Below are 17,982 nucleotides of genomic sequence, written 5' to 3'. Positions count from 1 at the left end.
TCATGACAGAGAAAAACCCAATCGAAAGAGAGCTGGAAAAGCTCGACGCGCAGTGGGAGACATTCGTGGAAAGCGGACGCCCTATCCTGCGCTGGACTATCGACCCGGACGCCAGCCAGCTGGTGGCGGGGTTTATGAAAATGCGGGAGCAATTCGACGAAACCTCAGGTGAATTCTTTGTCGCCCTGCACTCGGAGTTTTCCTCCCTGGAACGTTTCGGCTATGACCTGTCGGATGAGCTGAACCGGGAAATCGCAGCGGGCGTCGCCGCCAGTGCGGAAGACGAGGACGACGATAGCGAGGAGGAAACTTTCACCTGGCGCGCGCCCGACCCGAAAAAAGCGCTGAGCGGCCACGACGCGCTGTACAAAAGCTGTCACCAGATTCTGGATGCGTTCGCCGATTACTTCTCCACGCTGGTGATCGCCATCTGGCCCCACGAGGTCAAAGACCTCAAGGCGTGGCGACGCTGGCTGCAACTGGCTTGCGAAATTCATCGCGATTACAAGCTATGGGGCGGCAATCTGAAGTGGATCATCGTCGACAACGCCAAGCATCCTGTTTTCGCCAAACTGGCCCAGGATTATCCGGCGCAAATTTTCAGCCAGACCCCGCCTCTGAATCTGCGGGAGGCCATGAACAAGATCATGGAGGATGCCGACGACGGCTCGCCCGGCGCGGAGTTTCGCCAGTGTTTCGTGGACATGAACTACGCCGTACAGAACAACGATATTCCCGCTTTACAGCGCCGCTCTGAACGCGCATTGGTCATCGCCGGCGAGCAGGCATGGTTCGACATGCAGTGTTCCGTGCTGCTGCTGCGCGCCTCCGGTTATCTGAACGCCAAGCAACCGGAACAAGCGTTACAGGATTATCAACAGGCCCAGCAGTGCGCATTGCAAGGCATGGAAGCAGAGCGTCCCGGCTGCGACAAATTACTGTTTCAGGCCCACATGAGCGAAGCCAGCGCCTATTTGAGCGAAAAGCGCTATGAAGAGGCCGCCAAAAGTTTTCGCCGCAGTGCGGATATCGCCGAAGCGCATGAAGACACCATGATGTGTATGGAGAGCTGGCGCTTGCAGAGTTACTGTCTGGAGCGCCTCAAACTCAAAGGTTACGCCTGGGAAAGCGCCCTGCGGGGACTCAAGGCGGCGGGGCTGATCGAACCGGAGCAACGCCAATACACGACCCTGCCTTATCTGGGAGAAACGCTGCTGCGCGTGGCGCCGTCCCGGGAAGATAAAGACTACGTCCATGAAGCCATGTCGGCCTTACTGGGCGAAGGCTGGCGGGAAGCTCCCGCCGCCAGGACGGAGACAGTCTGATGCTGGCCGCCAAACATTTTGACCCAATATTGGGGATTGATATTCACTTGCTGGCGCTGCCGCCGGGAACGCCTATTCCCATTCCTCACCCGCACATCGGCATTATTTTCGATGTCCTGGATTACCTGCCGATCTTTGGCGGCACGGTGAAAGTCAACGGCGTGCCCCGCGCGACGGCAGGCACGGCAGGCAAACCGATTCCTCACATACCCATGGGCGGCCCGTTCGTCATGCCGCCGGGGAACGAAGACGAAATTTTCATGGGCGGCGCCACAGTGGTGGCGGACGGAGCCCCCTTCAGTTTCACCGCGCTGCCAGTGCTGAGCTGTCAGAGCGTGGGCATGCTGGCGCCCATTCGCGCCAAGAAACCCAAAAAGTCCTATGGCATGGTGCTGCCCACCACCACCGTATTGCCCATTCCCATTGGAGCGCCGGTCATGATCGGCGGGCCGCCCACCATTGACGCCATGGGCGTGGCCACCACCGCCGGGCTGGCCGGTTTGGGCGCGGCGTTCAAAAAGATGCGCAAGATGCAGAAAAGCAGTAAGCGCGTTAAAAAGATCTCCGACGCCATCCACAAGAAAGCGGACAAGCTCATGGATAAACTGGGCGCGCCGCCCAGCGTTCGCAACCGCGTTCACAAGGGTGTCTGCGCGGTTACCGGGCATCCAGTGGATGTCGCCTCCGGCAAGGTTTTTACGGATTGGATCGACTTCCAGTTGCCCGGTCCGATTCCTCTGTCCTGGGAGCGCACCTGGTTCAGCTCGTCGACTTATCAGGGCTCCCTCGGTCACGGCTGGCATCACAACTATGACTGGAAACTGATCGAAGAAGACGGCGCGGTCGCGGTGATGATGCAGGACGGCCGGCATATGGCGTTTCCTGCGCTGAAAGAGGGAGAAGAAAGCTTTAACCGCCAGGAACGCATGACCCTGCACCGTGACGATCAGGGCTATCGCCTCAAACATGTTGACGGTAACTGGTTGCGATTCACCCCGGCGGCAGCCTCGGGGTATCCGCAAGCGACGGTGACGCACTATCTGAGCGCTATCACCGACGCCACGGAAAACGCCTGCATTCAGTTTCACTACACCGCAGGCGGCTGTCTGAGCCGGATCATCGACAGCGGCGGACGGCGTATTCAGTTTGAAAGCGATGCGGACAACCGCATCCGGCGCATCCTGCTGCCGCACCCGGATAACGCCGGCGAGTTTTACTGCGCCATAGAATACGATTACTACGGCGGCGATCTGGTGGCGACCCGCGACGCCTTAGGCAGCGAGTTCAGCTATCAATACCAGAATCACCTGCTGTGTCAGGAAACCGGCTACAACGGACTGAGCTTCTACTTCAAATATGACGGCGCTGACCACAACGCCCGCTGTATTCACACCTGGGGCGACGGCGGCATTTATAACCACCAGCTCGTCTACGACGATGAGAAAAGCCTCACTATCGTACAGAACTCCCTCGGCTATCAGACCGTTTACCACCACGACGGAGCCCTGCCCCATAGAATCGAAACCGCTTCCGGCGGCGTGATCGTCAACGAATACAACGAGTATTACCAAGTCACCTGCGAAACCAACGAACTGGGCCTGTCGACGCGCTACGAATACGATTCTCGCGGCAACCTCACCCAAATCACACAGGCGGACGGCTCCACGCTGCAGATGGAATATGATGAGCGGGACAACGCGGTTAAAGCACAGGACGCCAATGGCGGCGCCTGGTTATGGGAATATGACGAGCACTGTCGCCTCACCGCCAAGGTGGACCCACTGGATCGCCGGACCCGCTACAGCTACGAAGGAGCCATGCTGACGTCTGTCGCAGGTTCTGCCGGACAAGAAACCCATATCGAATACGATGGGTACAACAACCCCATCGGCTTCGCTACGCCGGATGGCGGCTCGCCTGAATGGCGCTATGACAACCATGGCCGCATTACTCTCGCCATCGACGCACAAGGCGTACAACGCCGTTTACAGTATGACCTGCTGGGACGCGTCACCCAGGTCAACGAACCTGACGGCAATCTCAGAACGTTCTCCTATGACCCTGAAGGCAACCTTGTTCGCGCCACAGACGCTCAGTTTGACGTGCATTTCACTTATCAGGGCATGGGACGGATCGCCTCTCGCACCCAAGCGGGAACCACGATTCAGTTTGAATACGATACCGAAGAGCAGCTGACGGCGATTACTAACGAACACGGCGATGTCTATCGCTTTGAGCTGGGTCCAACAGGGGAAACACTGTCTGAATCCGGATTCGATGGGCTATTGCGTCGATATGAGCGCAATGCCGCCGGCCAAGTGCGCCGCATCCTCAAGCCCGGCGGGCGCCATACTGACTACGCCTACGATACGCTTGGCCGCGTGATGCGAATCTTGCACAGTGATGGCGAAGAGGAACGTTTCCAATACCGCCCCGACGGCGAACTGATGCTGGCCGTCAATAGCAGCGCAACGCTGTCTTTCGAACGCAATGCATTAGGCCAGGTGACAAAGGAAATCTGCGGCGATCTTTGGGTTTCGTCAGAGTATGACGCACTGGGCTTACGCTCACGCATGCGCTCTTCTCTGGGCGCAGACCAGCAAATTCAGCGCAATGCTGCTGGCGACGTTATGGGCGTGACAACAGGCGACGCCCTATTCTCCGCACAGTTCAAACGAGACGAGTTAGGGCGTGAACTAGAACGAAGTTTGCCAGGAGGCGTCCGAAGCCGGTGGCGCCGGGATCGCCTGGGACGTCCCTCGCAGCATGAAGTACTCAAAGCCGACGCCTCACAGTCCGCAAAGACCTATTTCTGGGGTGTGAACGGCCGTCTGGAAAAAATGCACGACTCCCTTAACGGCGTTTCCGTCTTCGAGCATGACGAATTAGGCAATCTGGTTTCCGCCCGTTATGGCGACGGCGTCATGGACTTGCGTATGCCAGACGCCATCGGCGCCCTATTCCAGTCCTATAACCGTAAAGATCGCGAATACGGCCCTGCGGGTCAGCTGCTGTCGATGCGCAGGCCTAATGGTCTTGTGCGTTTTGAATACGATGCGGAAGGAAATCTGATCACCAAGTCGGAACCCGGGGGCAAAATCTGGCGCTATGAATGGAATGTTTCCGGCACACTGAAAAAAGTTATTCGACCGGATGGCCGCATCGTCACATTCGAATATGACGCGCTTGGCCGACGCCTCAGAAAAACTTTCAACGGTCGCATCACACGTTGGGTCTGGGACGGCAATAATCCGTTGCATGAATGGGTGGAAATGCAAGACGCTCAGGAAGCGCGCACAGCATTCGATCTATCTTCCGTTCCAACCGAAACCGTCTCAGGACGCCCAGCCATCGCCCGCAGCCCCATTCAGCCGCAGGCGCCTCCTGCTGCTATTTCACCACAAGCGCGTCCCGTTGCCGCCGGCGGAGAAAGTAAACTCATCACCTGGCTGTTTGAGCCGGAAAGCTTCACCCCCATGGCTAAACAGGTGGGAGACGCTTATTTCTCTATCCTCGCGGATTATCTGGGAACGCCCAACGCCATGTACGACAGCGAGGGACGGCAGGTATGGTCGGCGGACATCAGCGTTTGGGGCGAACTGCGTAATCTCAAAGGCGATAGGCGCGCCTGCCCTTTCCGCTGGCCAGGCCAATACGAGGATGAAGAGACCGGCTTATATTACAACCGGTTCCGGTATTACGATCCGGACTCGGGCCAGTATATTCGGCAGGACCCTATCAAACTCCGAGGGGGTCTAAATCTCTACGCCTATACGCCAGACCCGTTGACCTGGATTGATCCATTCGGGTTATCCTGCGAGAAAGGCAAAGAACTGGATGAATACCGACGTCAAAATAGAATCGGCTTTGATGAGAATGGGGTATACAGGGGGGTGCTCCCACAATCAAACAACCACTTCTTTGAAAGATTAACTAAGGACGATGTGTATGATTTCGACATGCCTGGCAGAAGATCTGGACACGGTCAGTCGAAACATGGTGTAAACATCAAGGACCGCAAAGTTCTTGATATACTCAATGACCCAGAAAGAATTTTCACGGGAAAGAATAAGAACGGAAATTATATCGATATCTATTTCAAGGATGGCAATGCGGTATTCACCGATGCAGGCAACAAAAGAAGCATAATAACTGTATATGGAAAAATTGACCCCAGGCAAAAGAAACCAGTCAAAGACGACCAATGGGCTGACCCTCTCTACGAGAGGATTGTAGATGATAAAAAGCAAGTGGTTGGCTGGAAAGAAGGCGAGTATTACGCTGAAATCAATCAAGAAGAACGACATATCCGAGAGCACGCGCGAGGAAAACCATTTGATTGGGATTAACCTGTATGCAGAACAAATCATTGCTTATTAAGTCTTTTCTTCAATCGCTGTCGGCAGGCGATAGCAGCGCCAATGATACAGTGGATGAGGTGGCGCTTGCATTGGTCAACTCACTCAGCCGCGATATTGGCGTTAATCTGGACTTCGATATCGACAAGCCTGTTGATGGGCAGGTCGTTCGTTTTACTGCGCAGTCATCAACTCCAATGCTAGGAAGTCTGGCGATATCGATATATTGCAACGCCTATATAGATTGCCGCAGGGAAAAGCCAGACATTGCAGCGGACATTATGATTTATTCACAAACTGCGCGCCTGGATCGCACCTATGACTCAGGCGCATATATCACCTATAAGTGTTTTCTTGAGCCGGATATTCGCTGGGAGCGCACAGGCTGGTGTGATGATGAATATGGCGATTACGACGCATTCAGAGAGCTCGACCCCGAACCCGAATCTTAAAGAAACCCTTCATGATTCTTTCTTGATGACATAACGCCCCAAAAACATCTCCACCGCAGCGGCGACGATCTCACGTCGCTCCGCCTGCGTGGGGTTGGGCGCGTGGCCGACGACTTGCGGCCAGAAGGAGAACGCTTTTATCAGACTCATGAATTGCGTGGCAGCGAATTCCGGGTCGACCTTGATTATTCTTTTATCCGCCATAGCGGCCTTTAACCAGCGTTTGGTTCCGCCTTCGTTTTCCTGCATTTTCCGCATCGCCTGCCGCGCCAGGTCGGGAGACAGCATATATTCCGCCAGCACCATGCGCGCCATGCCGATATACCCCTCCGACCCCAACAATTCCAGTTCCTGTTCCGCAATGGCGGTGAGTTGCGGAGCCAGGGGAGCGTCGCTTTGATAAGGAAACTTTGTGGCGTCCATCGCCTTGCGCCACATCTGGTCGGTGATTTCAATAAATAAGGCTTCTTTGCTGGTGAAATGGTTGTACACCGTGCGTTTGGACACCTCCGCCCGCTCGGCGATGCGGTCCATGCTGGCGCCTTGAAAGCCGAACTCCTGAAACACACTGACTGCAGCGTTCAGAATCGCTTCACGTTTACGCTCGCTCAGACTTTTTTTCTTTTCCATTGCCTTATCCAGGTCGTGTTGATGTGAACAATGCAAACAAGTTTACACTCCCCAGTTTACTTTTAAAAATTTATGGGTAAACTGCTCGGTGTAGTTTACAAATGTCTGTGTAGTTTACAAATAGTTGAATGGAGCGGTTCGATACACATCATGAAAAAACGCCTGCTATTCGGCTTGGTTGTTATCACATTGGGAGCTTTAGCCATGCACAACAACGATACTCTCGCCACCCTCACCGGCTTAGACGCGCTGACATCGCCGGCCGCTTCCTCCGACGCTTACAGCGACAACTTCCACGAAGGCAAATTCCATAATTCCATTCCGACTCTGGCAAGCGCGGGCATGGGCAAGATACTGAAAAGCTTCCTGTTTGATAAAAACGCCGCCGCACGTCCTGATAAAGCGATTCCACTGCAGCCAATGCAATCTGAACAACTGCTTAGCGATGACCGCAACGCCGTTTATCGCCTGGGCCATTCCACCGTGCTCATTCGCTTTGAAGGCGACTTCTGGCTGACCGATCCGGTGTTTTCAGAACGGGCGTCCCCAGTGCAGTGGGCCGGTCCCAAGCGTTTCCACCCAGCCCCCATCGAGATGGAGCAACTACCGCCGATCAAGGGCGTGCTGATCTCACACAATCACTACGATCATTTGGACGAAGGCTCCATCAAGGCGCTGCATTCCCGCGTCGAGCATTTCTATACCCCGCTTGGCGTGGGGCGACAGTTGAAGGCCTGGGGCGTTCCTGCGGAGAAAATCACTGAACTGGACTGGTGGTCGTCAGTAAAGGTGGGGCCTGTGACCCTGGCGGCGACGCCTGCGCAACACTTTTCCGGTCGCGGCTTGTTCGACGGCAATACGACCCTGTGGGCGTCCTGGGTGATGCTGGGAAGCAAAGAACGGCTGTTTTTCAGCGGTGACAGCGGTTATTTCCCAGGCTTCAAAGAGATTGGCGACAAGTACGGCCCCTTCGATCTAACCATGATCGAAACCGGCGCTTACAACCAGAACTGGCCCGGCGTGCATATGCACCCGGAAGAAAGCATACAGGCTCATATCGACCTGCAAGGCAAGCAGATGATGCCGATTCACAACAGCACTTTCGATCTGGCGATGCATGCCTGGTATGACCCCCTTGAACGCATTGCAGCGCTGGCGCGGGAGCGTCAGGTAACGTTGCGCACGCCTATGATCGGCGCGCCGCTGGTGCTTTCAGAGCCCGCGCAACAGACCTACTGGTGGCGGGACCTGATGCCTGCTCAGGCAGAAGCAACCGAGTACGCAGACAAAGAACCGTCAGCGCAACCGGAATACCTGTAAGCGCCCAGCCATTATTAATATGGCAATAATATTGGCCTGTTATTAATCCGGTGATTATTTGCAATGACGACCTCGTTACCCCTCTCGTTACCCCTATGGAACAAAGGCGCTTCCCCAGGAAAAGCCCACAGCGTCCACTACCTCGTCGCCATCCAATACCCTGCTGGTTTAGTGTATGACGTTTTACCCTGGATCTTTGATCCGCCGGATTACTATTTCTGGCGCGGTCTGGAGAGCGTGGCGGCGAAGGTGGTGGGCTACATGGATCTGACGCGCGCGATTGAGTGGGCCACTGGCGTCGAATGCCAGCAGGATATCCGCACCGCCGCGCCAGATAGGCTGCAATGGCGCAGCGGCGAGCCGGAAGACAAGACGGTCGGCTACATCGTCTCCCTGCCCTCTCACTACAACATACTGAGTTGGATGGAAGACGTTGGCGGCGGTGAATGGACCTTCCCCACCCGCGAAGAACATGTCACAGGGTATGACCGCTATGTCTCCCTGCCGGAGTTTTTGAGATTTGTCGCGACGCATCTGAGTTTCACAGACGCAATTTGATCCTGCTCCGTTGACGTTTCACCCTTTTCAGCCCATGCGTCAACGGCTCTTAAAAGTCACATCGAAGCTACGCTGAATTTTGACCGGGAAGTTTGTGAAATTAGCCGCGCTGATAAGTGGTATTGGCGGTTAGCGCGGCGTATCGCTATGAGTCATCCGAATTCTGTTGTCACGTCACTGCCTACTCATCTTCAGGCTTGCTCGCCTTTTCCTTTTTTGCCCATTTCGTTTTTATGCGTGTTCAGTTTATCGGCTTCGGATCTCAGGAATTTCTTATATTTTTCTATCGAATGCTCCAACGTCTGCGAATTATTTTTGGGCGCTGGCGTGGAGTCTGCACCACCTGCTCGTGAAGACATCACGTCTTCATGCCTTGCAACCGGGCGGACTGAACTCTCGTCCGCCCAATACGGCCTCACTTCCCAATTGGTCACTAATAGATCCCTCTTGCTGTGTTTTCAATACCGCCATCTGATGTCGTCATAGCAAGATTAAAAGGAATGCGAATAACTGGAAATACCCCAATTGGGGGCGCTTTCTGATCAGGAGACGGCTTTCGCAAAATCATGGCAAGGTGATGGTCAGCACCAGACGCACCAGTTCCGACTGCGAGTGCACGCCCATCTTATGCATGGCTCTTTTGACATGAGTTCTGACAGTTTCCGGCGCCTTCGACAACTCGGAGGCCAGTAGTTTGTTATGGGGCTTTTGGGAGAAGTGCAGCGTGGTTTCCGCTTCCGTTCTGGTGAGCCCATAGCAGTCCATCAGCTTCTTTAAATGAATCACGCTGCGGTGGCAGTCATACACGGCGATCACCACGCCTTGGGGCGGCATCTCCCAGGGAAGCAGTCCACGCAGCAGCGATGTGGGCGCCACGGCGATGTCATAGGTGAAGTCTGAGTCTATCGCAGGGTAAGTCAGCGCGGCGCCGAAGCGAATGGACATATCGAGGATATTCGCCAGCCCCGGCTCATAGATATGAACCTTTTGATTCTCGATTTTTATCTGCTTTTTGACGAACAGGAAAACCAAGTCGGAATCCATATCCACCAGATTCATTTTGTCATCCACGATGACATAGCCAAGCAGACCGCCCAGGCTCCCCGTCGCATTGAGGAGCGAGCGTGCAAAATTCCGGCGACGCTCATTATTCAGTATTTCCTGCACCGTTAAGCGAATGGATGGCATAGAGCGGGCCAGCATCGCTTTGTCGTTTTCCGAAAAGACGCCATCCCGGCACAGATAGAGATTCGTCACGTAATTATTGTTGCGCGGGAATGCAAAGACGGCGCGTCCTTTGTATCCATTGGGCGTCATGAAGTCCGACTCCACTTCCCTGCTGATCAGTTCCTCAGGAAGATCCTGCACAAACACCAGGTCCTGCCGGCTTTTCGAGATGGTCTCGTTCGTCGTGTCTATCTGGTTGTAATAGCTTTCATAGACATTTTGATGTTCCAAGGGAACGTTATAGATGTAGTCGCTGTGGGAATCGCCCAGATTATTCAGATCGGTGATCAGAAATACCGCGCTGTCGCAGCTGGCGATTTCAGTAAGCAGCTTCAAGAAAGGCTGGAATAAAGAGTCTGAGTTAGGAGATTGCGCTATTAAGTTCAGTATCGTCTTGTAATAACTTTCCATCGTCGACATTCCCTAATCATTATTCCTATATTCCCTGCTCCTGCTATAACTCTGAATTAGCGCATAAAAACTGGTTCCATAAGTACCCTAACTTTAGCATATTGATCACTATTCACCCTGTTTTTGGCTAAAAAAGCGGGAGTTTTCACTCTGGCGATATCGATAGTTAATACTTATTGATTTAAAAAAGTTACCGGTAACAAATTTATTAGAATGTTACCGGTAACACGCCTAGCATGAATTGCGTTAACCCTGAAGCCGCCCTCAAACAGCGGCGGCGATACTCCGTTAAAAATAAGAATTGGAGCGATCATATGAAGTTATCGACCTCTCTCGCAGCGGGCGCTTTGGCGACCGCTCTGTCCTTCGGAACCGCTGGCGCAGCGGATTTCAATTTCAAGTTTCAGTCCTCTGACCCGTCCGGGGTGAAGAATTTCAAAGTGCAACAGGAATGGGCCGAGCGCGTTGAGCGTATGAGCGGCGGCCGATTGCACATCGAATTGCTGCCTGTCGGCAGCGTGGTGAGCCACACGGAAACCCTGGACGCCATGGGCATGGGCATTCTTGACGGGCATATTTCCGTCACCGGTTACTTCTCCGGCAAAGATCCCGCATTCGGCCTTATCGGCAACACCGTGGGCGCCTGGTCGTCGCCGGATCAACTGATTACCTACATCAACTACGGCGGCGGCTATCAGCTCATGAATGAGCTGTATAAACCCTACGGCGTCAAATTCGTCGGAGGCGGCGCCACCGGGCTGGAGGCCTTCGTTTCCAAGAAGCCATTGAACGGCGTGGCGGACCTGAAGGGTCTGAAGTTGCGAGCGCCGGAGGGCTTGGTGCAGTCGGTATTCGCCGCTGCGGGGGCGGCTCCGGTTAACCTGCCCGGCTCTGAGGTGTTCACCGCCTTGAGCAAAGGGGTCATCGACGCGGCGGATTACACCGTGTTCTCCACCAATCAGGAAGCCGGTATGAATGACGTGGCGCCGCACCCGGTGTACCCCGGCTTCCACTCCCTGCCCTTGTTGGAGATCGCCATGGGTATGAAACAGTGGAACAAGCTGCCGGCGGACATTCAGGAGATTCTCACCACTTCCGCGCGGGATTTCGCCCACGACATCAGCACGCAGCTCAGAATGGCGGATATCGAAGCGGTCAAAACCGCCCGCGCCAACCCCAAAATCACCATTCACGACTGGCCGGCGGAAGAGCGTAAGAAATTCCGCGAGATTGCCCGCAGCCAATGGGAGGAGTTCGCCAAACAATCTCCCAACGCCAAGAAGGTTTACGAGTCCGTGACCGCCTACCTACAGCAACAAGGGCTGCTGTAACCGCTCTGATTTGTCCTAAACCACGCCCGGGCGAACGTCGTATCGCTTCGCCCTGACTCAGGAGCCTCTGTCATGTCCGATCTGATGCAAGAGCTGGAGGATGCGAAAACTCCCGCTCCCGCCAACCTGCTCGACCGCTGCATCAACTGGGTGGGCCGCCAACTCAGCTTGCTGTTCATTCTGGTCGTCGCGATTTCCTTTTACGAAGTGGCGATGCGCTATGTGTTCGACTCCCCCACCATCTGGGTGCATGAAACCGCCACCTTTATCGGCGCCGCCTTGTTCGTCATCGGCGGTCTATACGCCTTCGCCAATGACCAGCATGTGCGGGTGGTGGTGATCTATGACGCCGTCGGTCCCAAGGTTCGCGCCTGGCTGAAGCTGCTGCATCATCTGCTGGGACTGAGTTTCTGCGGCATGATGATTTACGGCTCCTGGTTCATGGCGCAAAAAGCCTGGTTCGCACCCTGGGGCGATCTGCGTCTGGAGTCCTCCGGCTCCGCCTGGAATCCGCATTTTCCCGCTTACCTGAAAGGTCTGATATTCGTCGCATTCTGCATACTGGCGCTGCAAATGGTCCTGCACCTGATTCGCGATATCAGACGCCTGTTCGCCACTCACAATTCGTCCGCCAGGGAGTCGTCCGAGGATGTTTGATTTATCTTCCATCGGCATCGCCTATGGCAGTCTGTTGATGCTGTTTATGTTGATTGTTCTGCTGCTCACCGGCATGCAACTGGCCTTCGCCACCGGGCTGGTGGCGCTAACCTTCGCCCTGGGCTGGTTCGGCCCCCAGGCGCTGCCTTTGGTCAGCAGCCGTATGTATAGCTTTGTCGGCAGCTATGTGTTTCTGGCGGTGCCCATGTTCGTGTTAATGGCCGCCCTGCTCGATCACTCGGGCATCGCCCGGGACCTGTTCGACGCCATGAATCGACTTGGCCGCAAGGTGCGCGGCGGCGTGGCGGTGCAGACGCTGTTGGTGGCGGTCATTCTCGCCTCCATGTCCGGCGTTATCGGCGGCGAAACCGTCTTGCTGGGCCTGCTGGCGCTGCCGCAAATGTTGCGTCTGCGCTACCACCGTCGTCTGGCCATCGGCGTCACCTGCGCCGGCGGCGCGTTGGGCACCATGTTGCCGCCCAGTATCGTCCTGATCATTTATGGATTGACCGCAAATGTGTCCATCGGCGACCTGTTCAAAGGAGCCTTTGCGCCGGCGTTGATCCTGGCGGCGCTGTACATTGCATATGTGCTCTTCGTCGCGAAAATACACCCTCACTGGGCGCCATTGCCTTCGGATAACGACAACGGCGCGCCGGATCTTGAGCCACAGGTGGCCACGCCTAATCTGGCGAAAGCGTTGCTGTTTCCTATCCTCACCGTCGCCGTGGTGCTGGGCAGTATCTACACGGGTGTTGCGTCGATTACCGAAGCGTCCGCGTTGGGCGTGGTCGGCATCGCCATCAGCGCCTTGATTCGCGGCGAGCTGAACAAAACCATGCTGAAACAAAGCTGTGTCACCACCTTGCGTAGTTGCGGCATGATCATCTGGATTGGCATTGGCGCCACCGCCCTGGTGGGGGTCTATAACCTGATGGGCGGCATTGATTTTGTGCGCGAGACCATTCTGTCCTTCAGCGGTAGCGACGGCCTCACCACGATTCTGCTGATGATGGCTATCCTGCTGGTGCTGGGCATGTTCCTGGACTGGGTGGGCGTGGCGTTGCTGACCATGCCCATATTCGTACCCATCGTGGTGGAGCTGGGCTACAACCCTATCTGGTTCGGCGTGGTGTTCTGCATGAACATGCAGGTATCATTTCTGTCGCCGCCTTTTGGACCCGCCGCGTTTTATCTAAAGTCCGTTGCGCCGAAAGACATTTCTCTTGGCGAAATATTTATCTCCCTGCTGCCCTTTATCGGATTGCAGTTGATCGCTCTGGCGCTGCTCATCGCCTTCCCGCAACTGGCGTTATGGTGGGCCTGATGGAAAGGAAACCCGACACGATGGCGACCCACGAAAAAACAGCTAAAGACAACCCGAATAACAGAGAAAACGGATTGAAAATTATCGTGATGGGCGTATCCGGTTGCGGCAAAAGTCGCATCGGCGCCGCCCTGGCGCAGCGCCTGAGTTTGCCGTTCTACGACGCAGACGACTTTCACAGCGGCGCCAATGTGGACAAAATGTCCCGCGGCGAACCGCTCACTGACACTGACCGGGCGCAATGGTTGGCGGACCTGTCCACCCTTATTCAGCATGAGCCCTGCCTGGTGTTGGCCTGTTCCGCTTTGAAGGCGGAGTACCGCGTCCTTCTTCGCGCAGGCGCTCCCGGTTTGCAGTATGTTTATTTACAGGGGGATTTTGATACGATCCTGCAGCGCCTGGCGCAACGCCGCGGCCACTATTTCAAGGGGCCGGACATGCTGCTGAGTCAGTTCGCCGCATTGGAGGAGCCTCATTCCGACGAAGCCATCGTTATTGATATTCGTCAGTCAGCGGAAGAGGTTTTAATGGCTTGTTTACAGGCGCTGGATTGTTGTGACGCATCGCGCAGTCGCCCCGCATCAGATTGGAAGGGACCGCAGTGAAAAAAAGAAGACCAACGCTACAGGACATCGCCGATCAGGTCGGCGCCACCAAAATGACGGTAAGTCGTTGCCTGCGTCAACCGGAGCTGGTTTCCGAGCCCCTGCGGCACAAGATCCAGACTGCGGTGCGGGAATTGGGTTACATCCCCAACCGGGCGCCGGACATACTGTCCAAGTCACGCAGCCACGCCATCGGCGTGTTGATTCCATCCCTGACCAACCAAGTGTTTTCCGACGTGATTCGGGGCATTGAGCAGGTCACGGAAAGTCGCGGTTATCATTTGATGTTCACTCATTACGGCTATAGCCCGGAACTGGAAGAGCAGAATCTCGCCAATCTGCTCGCCTATAACGTAGACGGATTGATCATGTCAGAGAGTCGCCATACTGAGCGCGCACTGCAAATGATCAGAACCGCCGGCGCGCCAACGGTGGAAATCATGGACACCCGCAGCCCCGCGCTGGATCAGGCTATTGGCTTCGATAACGTGCAGGCCGCCTACGATATGACCCGCACGTTGATTCAAAGGGGATATCGTCGCACGGCGTATCTCTCCGTACGACTGGACACGCGCACGCTTCAGCGTCAGGAGGGTTATCAACAAGCCATGCGCGACGCCGGCCTGGAACCGCGCACCATGCAATACGCCGCACGCTCTTCTTTCAGCGTGGGGGCGCATTTGATGACCCGTATTCTGGATGAAATGCCGGAAACCGACGCCATCTTCTGCACCAATGACGACGTGGCCATCGGCGCTTACTTCGAATGCCTGCGACGCGGCATCAAAGTACCCCAGGAAATGGCCATCGCCGGCTTCCATGGCCACGACGTCGGCCAGGTAATGACTCCACAACTGGCCAGCGTGCTCACCCCTCGTCACGAAATGGGCGCCCTCGCCGCCGAAGCCCTCCTCGCCCGTCTGGAGGGACAAACCGACTTCGAACCAGTGATGGATTTGGGCTACGTGATTTCTCCCGGGGGGACGATTTGAGGGGGGTTAACCGCCCCTAAATGGCAGGAGCCTGCAAGATGCGAATACACCACAAATATTCTTCGGCGTTGACGGCAATCTCTCTCTAAAAACGCCTTTTATTCTGCTTATACAGCCTCGCTCCCGCAGCGCTCTGGCTCAGAGAGCGAGCCCTCTATGCATCTGTCAAAAGGAGAAGAAAGATGGCGAGCGGATTAGGTGTTTTGGTAACTAGCGGAGACAGTCAGATCGGCGATATCTTCTCAGCGCTCGAAGGCGCTCTGGACCGAACGACATGGCGAAGCTCCACCCTCCTGAATGAACGCAACGGCGACGGCAAACTCCCTCTGGTGTTACTCGGCCACGCCAACGAACTAAGATTCAAAACCAGCGCCAACGAACGCAAAACCGGCGCTGACGTCGTCAACCATTTAGTGACCACACGCAAGTTAACCCCTTCAAAATTCGGTTTTGTCTTCCTGGCCGGGTGTCGCGGCGCGCATACTAATCGAGAAGGACTTTACATCGACGTTGGCAACGCCATCGGCCTGCCTGTGTTGGCGTCTACTACCTCGGTCAGCATGGGAAGGTCAGGAAGCAAAGTATCATTCACTCCCATCGAAAAAGGCGAATGGAAAGTCTACTACCCAGATGAAGGCGTGGTGTACAACCTTCGACTGGAACGCTGCAAACACTTCCGCGACGTATTGGCGTCAGTGGAAATACAAGTGAACGACGCGGCGTCGTTTTGAGTTGAGTTCTAATTGTAATTCAGTGGGGAGTTCGCTCCCCTCTGCCAAACTGTTTCACTCATCAGAAGAAAGCCCCTCACTAAACTGAGCGTCACAACCCCAGACAGGATACGGGCTTGTCCATTCCACTCGACTTACAAGAAGCAATACATGACATAAGCATCGACAAGCCCAAGTCGCTTGTGCTTGAACGCTTTTGGCAAAGTGCCTGCAATGAAAAAACCTAACGACTTATACAGCTCAACCGCGGCGACATTGGTGCTGACCACATAGTTAAACTGCATGGCGGAAAAGCCTTCTGAACGCGCTCTTTCGAGGCTATGGCGAACTAACGCCCGCCCCACACCCTTTCCTTGAGCATCTGGGCGCACCAGATAGGTAGCGCTTGAAATATGAGCTCCCAGGTCAGGATAGTTCGCTCCCATACTATACATACCGATAACGTCGGACTCATTTGTTGCGACATATGCCGGTTGTGAAGCAAACCAGTTCTGATGAAATGCTTCCCGATCAAAGCTTTCGCCAAATGGAAGCGCATCACCGGTTTCGATGACAGACTGGAAGATATTCCACATAGCGTCGAAATCATCCATTGAAGCGAGTCGAATATGTATCATTGATAGTCCTTTATAATTTGAGGCTCAATCAAAAAATCCCAATAAAACATGCTACTTATAGAAATAGACCGAGGAGCCTGCCTGCCCTGAATCAGGCGTGAATGGCTTCTTCATTCCATTCAAACACTGCATTTCCCACAACAGCTTTGGCTTTGTGGATATCCGTGACGTTGCGCACGCCATCATGTTCTTCTGACTCTACTTCCGCAACGACTGTCACTGTCTTATCAAAAAAGTCTCTACGCTTAAGGAATTTTTCCAGAAAACGACGAGGGTTTTCATCAAAGCTCACGTTACCCCCATCTACTGCACGAAAGCACAGATCTTCCCCATCCAGACTTATATCACCGCAAATCACACTATCACTTTCAAAGTCAGTTAAAACTGATTCAAGCGAGCGAATATTATCTGGTGAATATATAAAAACTGCAGTTCCAATTCTCACGCAGAATTTAATATAGCTAACTTCGTCTATATATAATCCATCCCTATCCTCTGCAACCTTACCGTGCAGCTTAACATCATAGTTAAGGAGAGATCTTCCACCGACCAAAACAGACAAGAACTCGAAAAAAGAGTCTTCAAAACTCTCGACATTAAGTTTTACAGTGTTATCCAGACTAAATGGCGGCCCTGAAAAGCACCCTTTGACGGTTTGAAACGTGTCAATGTAACGGAGTTTATTAATTTCAATTTCTGAGGCTAAGACTGACATTCTGCTTTATCCGATTATATCGTCATGACCATGCTCATCACCTCCTATAAAAGCCATAAATCCCTCGTATGGCTCGACTTCAAACGCTTCACCCACTTCCATCTGTCCATTTTTGGATTGACCAGTTCATAGAGTTCAAATAAAAGGTGTATTCGTCTTATTTTTCATTAATGCGTATGGTTAGAGAATTATTGCTATCCGCATCTTTAATGATCGTTATCCAACCAGCCTTCTCCCACTCGTGAATCAATTTTTGATACAAGGGAGCCAAGCTTGAATGATCGACTTTTTTAAGCTCCGCCCCACTGACTTTAATAAAGCTCTCAACTTTAACACTACCCTCTTTAACACTCAAAAATGGTTCAGCTGGGGCAAGGATGTAATTCTCAATCACGTCTCTGGAGAAAATATCAAAAATATTGTATTCCGTGACATCAAACTGACTCAATTCAACGACTACCGCATCAGCCAACATCCATTCTGGCTGATAATACTCGACGCAGAATTTTTCTTTTTCCTTCAGTTTGATAACAACTTCATCAATGTTAGCCATGCTAACAATCCCTAGATATAGATTCCGAATACTCAATAACATCATCGCCGCCCTCAATCAAAAAGGGCCGAAGAGTCCTGGCGCCCAGAACCGCCAACACGCCCTGAATCCTCGTCTTATCTTTCGTCTGAACACTCATTCACGTCTCCCCCTAATTCACTACAGCATTCGGC

17 protein-coding genes are annotated in these 17,982 nt (G+C 54.0%); 11 read left to right on the top strand and 6 right to left on the bottom strand.

Annotated elements, in window-relative coordinates:
• Window positions 1-2: 2 nt before the first annotated feature.
• Genes O5O45_RS09755 through O5O45_RS09745 form a run of 3 tightly spaced genes read left to right on the top strand, consistent with a single transcriptional unit; the run spans window position 3 to window position 6,135 of the window.
• On the top strand, window positions 3-1,325 hold the full coding sequence (locus tag O5O45_RS09755; RefSeq protein WP_305905023.1) for a tetratricopeptide repeat protein: 1,323 nt from the start codon (window positions 3-5) through the stop codon (window positions 1,323-1,325).
• Window positions 1,325-5,674 (top strand): DUF6531 domain-containing protein, encoded by a 4,350-nt coding sequence (locus O5O45_RS09750; protein WP_305905022.1) that lies wholly within the window; start codon window positions 1,325-1,327, stop codon window positions 5,672-5,674. The genes O5O45_RS09755 and O5O45_RS09750 overlap by 1 nt, the downstream gene beginning before the upstream one ends.
• Before the next feature lie 5 nt (window positions 5,675-5,679).
• Entirely contained in the window at window positions 5,680-6,135 is a 456-nt protein-coding gene (locus O5O45_RS09745; RefSeq protein WP_305905021.1) for a hypothetical protein, read from the top strand.
• A gap of 9 nt (window positions 6,136-6,144) precedes the next feature.
• Here the strand turns inward: O5O45_RS09745 and O5O45_RS09740 are convergent, their stop codons facing one another.
• Window positions 6,145-6,765, bottom strand: coding sequence for a TetR/AcrR family transcriptional regulator (locus O5O45_RS09740; protein ID WP_305905020.1), 621 nt, complete (start codon window positions 6,763-6,765; stop codon window positions 6,145-6,147).
• 150 nt (window positions 6,766-6,915) lie between these two features.
• Between O5O45_RS09740 and O5O45_RS09735 the strand changes: the two genes are divergently transcribed.
• Window positions 6,916-8,085: an MBL fold metallo-hydrolase gene (locus O5O45_RS09735; RefSeq protein ID WP_305905019.1), complete on the top strand. Its 1,170-nt coding sequence runs from the start codon at window positions 6,916-6,918 to the stop codon at window positions 8,083-8,085.
• 63 nt (window positions 8,086-8,148) lie between these two features.
• Window positions 8,149-8,643 carry a hypothetical protein gene (locus O5O45_RS09730; protein ID WP_305905018.1) on the top strand — a complete coding sequence of 165 codons (495 nt, stop codon included), beginning with the start codon at window positions 8,149-8,151 and terminating at the stop codon, window positions 8,641-8,643.
• A gap of 191 nt (window positions 8,644-8,834) precedes the next feature.
• On the opposite strand, the gene O5O45_RS09725 is transcribed toward O5O45_RS09730, so the two are convergent.
• Both O5O45_RS09725 and O5O45_RS09720 read right to left on the bottom strand, forming a co-directional pair.
• Complete coding sequence (locus O5O45_RS09725) at window positions 8,835-9,077, bottom strand: hypothetical protein (protein WP_305905017.1); 243 nt, start codon at window positions 9,075-9,077, stop codon at window positions 8,835-8,837.
• 130 nt (window positions 9,078-9,207) lie between these two features.
• A complete protein-coding gene (locus O5O45_RS09720) occupies window positions 9,208-10,281 on the bottom strand; it encodes a helix-turn-helix transcriptional regulator (RefSeq protein WP_305905016.1) in 1,074 nt (357 codons plus the stop codon).
• A gap of 314 nt (window positions 10,282-10,595) precedes the next feature.
• Here O5O45_RS09720 and O5O45_RS09715 point away from each other — a divergent pair, with 314 nt between their 5' ends.
• The 6 genes from O5O45_RS09715 to O5O45_RS09690 all read left to right on the top strand — a co-directional run bounded on the left by O5O45_RS09715 (window position 10,596) and on the right by O5O45_RS09690 (window position 15,924).
• Entirely contained in the window at window positions 10,596-11,612 is a 1,017-nt protein-coding gene (locus O5O45_RS09715; protein ID WP_305905015.1) for a TRAP transporter substrate-binding protein, read from the top strand.
• Between the two features lie 72 nt (window positions 11,613-11,684).
• Window positions 11,685-12,269 carry a TRAP transporter small permease subunit gene (locus O5O45_RS09710; RefSeq protein ID WP_305905014.1) on the top strand — a complete coding sequence of 195 codons (585 nt, stop codon included), beginning with the start codon at window positions 11,685-11,687 and terminating at the stop codon, window positions 12,267-12,269.
• Window positions 12,262-13,596 (top strand): TRAP transporter large permease, encoded by a 1,335-nt coding sequence (locus O5O45_RS09705; RefSeq protein WP_305905013.1) that lies wholly within the window; start codon window positions 12,262-12,264, stop codon window positions 13,594-13,596. Before O5O45_RS09710 ends, O5O45_RS09705 begins: the two co-directional genes overlap by 8 nt.
• Complete coding sequence (locus tag O5O45_RS09700; protein ID WP_371747985.1) at window positions 13,596-14,201, top strand: gluconokinase; 606 nt, start codon at window positions 13,596-13,598, stop codon at window positions 14,199-14,201. Before O5O45_RS09705 ends, O5O45_RS09700 begins: the two co-directional genes overlap by 1 nt.
• The gene (gntR, locus tag O5O45_RS09695) at window positions 14,198-15,193 is read left to right on the top strand and encodes a gluconate operon transcriptional repressor GntR (RefSeq protein ID WP_305905012.1); all 996 of its coding nucleotides are present in this window, start codon (window positions 14,198-14,200) and stop codon (window positions 15,191-15,193) included. The genes O5O45_RS09700 and gntR overlap by 4 nt, the downstream gene beginning before the upstream one ends.
• Window positions 15,194-15,375: 182 nt before the next feature.
• The gene (locus O5O45_RS09690) at window positions 15,376-15,924 is read left to right on the top strand and encodes a hypothetical protein (protein ID WP_305905011.1); all 549 of its coding nucleotides are present in this window, start codon (window positions 15,376-15,378) and stop codon (window positions 15,922-15,924) included.
• Window positions 15,925-16,058: 134 nt separating this feature from the next.
• Here O5O45_RS09690 and O5O45_RS09685 read toward each other — a convergent pair whose 3' ends face one another.
• The 3 genes from O5O45_RS09685 to O5O45_RS09675 form a co-directional block, all read right to left on the bottom strand.
• Window positions 16,059-16,517 carry a GNAT family N-acetyltransferase gene (locus O5O45_RS09685; protein ID WP_305905010.1) on the bottom strand — a complete coding sequence of 153 codons (459 nt, stop codon included), beginning with the start codon at window positions 16,515-16,517 and terminating at the stop codon, window positions 16,059-16,061.
• Window positions 16,518-16,632: 115 nt separating this feature from the next.
• Entirely contained in the window at window positions 16,633-17,256 is a 624-nt protein-coding gene (locus tag O5O45_RS09680) for a hypothetical protein (RefSeq protein WP_305905009.1), read from the bottom strand.
• Between the two features lie 157 nt (window positions 17,257-17,413).
• Entirely contained in the window at window positions 17,414-17,809 is a 396-nt protein-coding gene (locus O5O45_RS09675; protein WP_305905008.1) for a hypothetical protein, read from the bottom strand.
• Window positions 17,810-17,982: the final 173 nt, after the last annotated feature.

The sequence above is a fragment of the Hahella sp. HNIBRBA332 genome, from assembly GCF_030719035.1.
In the GTDB taxonomy this organism is placed as follows: Bacteria; Pseudomonadota; Gammaproteobacteria; order Pseudomonadales; family Oleiphilaceae; genus Hahella.
The sequence above is the reverse complement of the archived record's forward strand: the minus strand, read 5'-3'. Positions and strand labels throughout refer to the sequence as shown.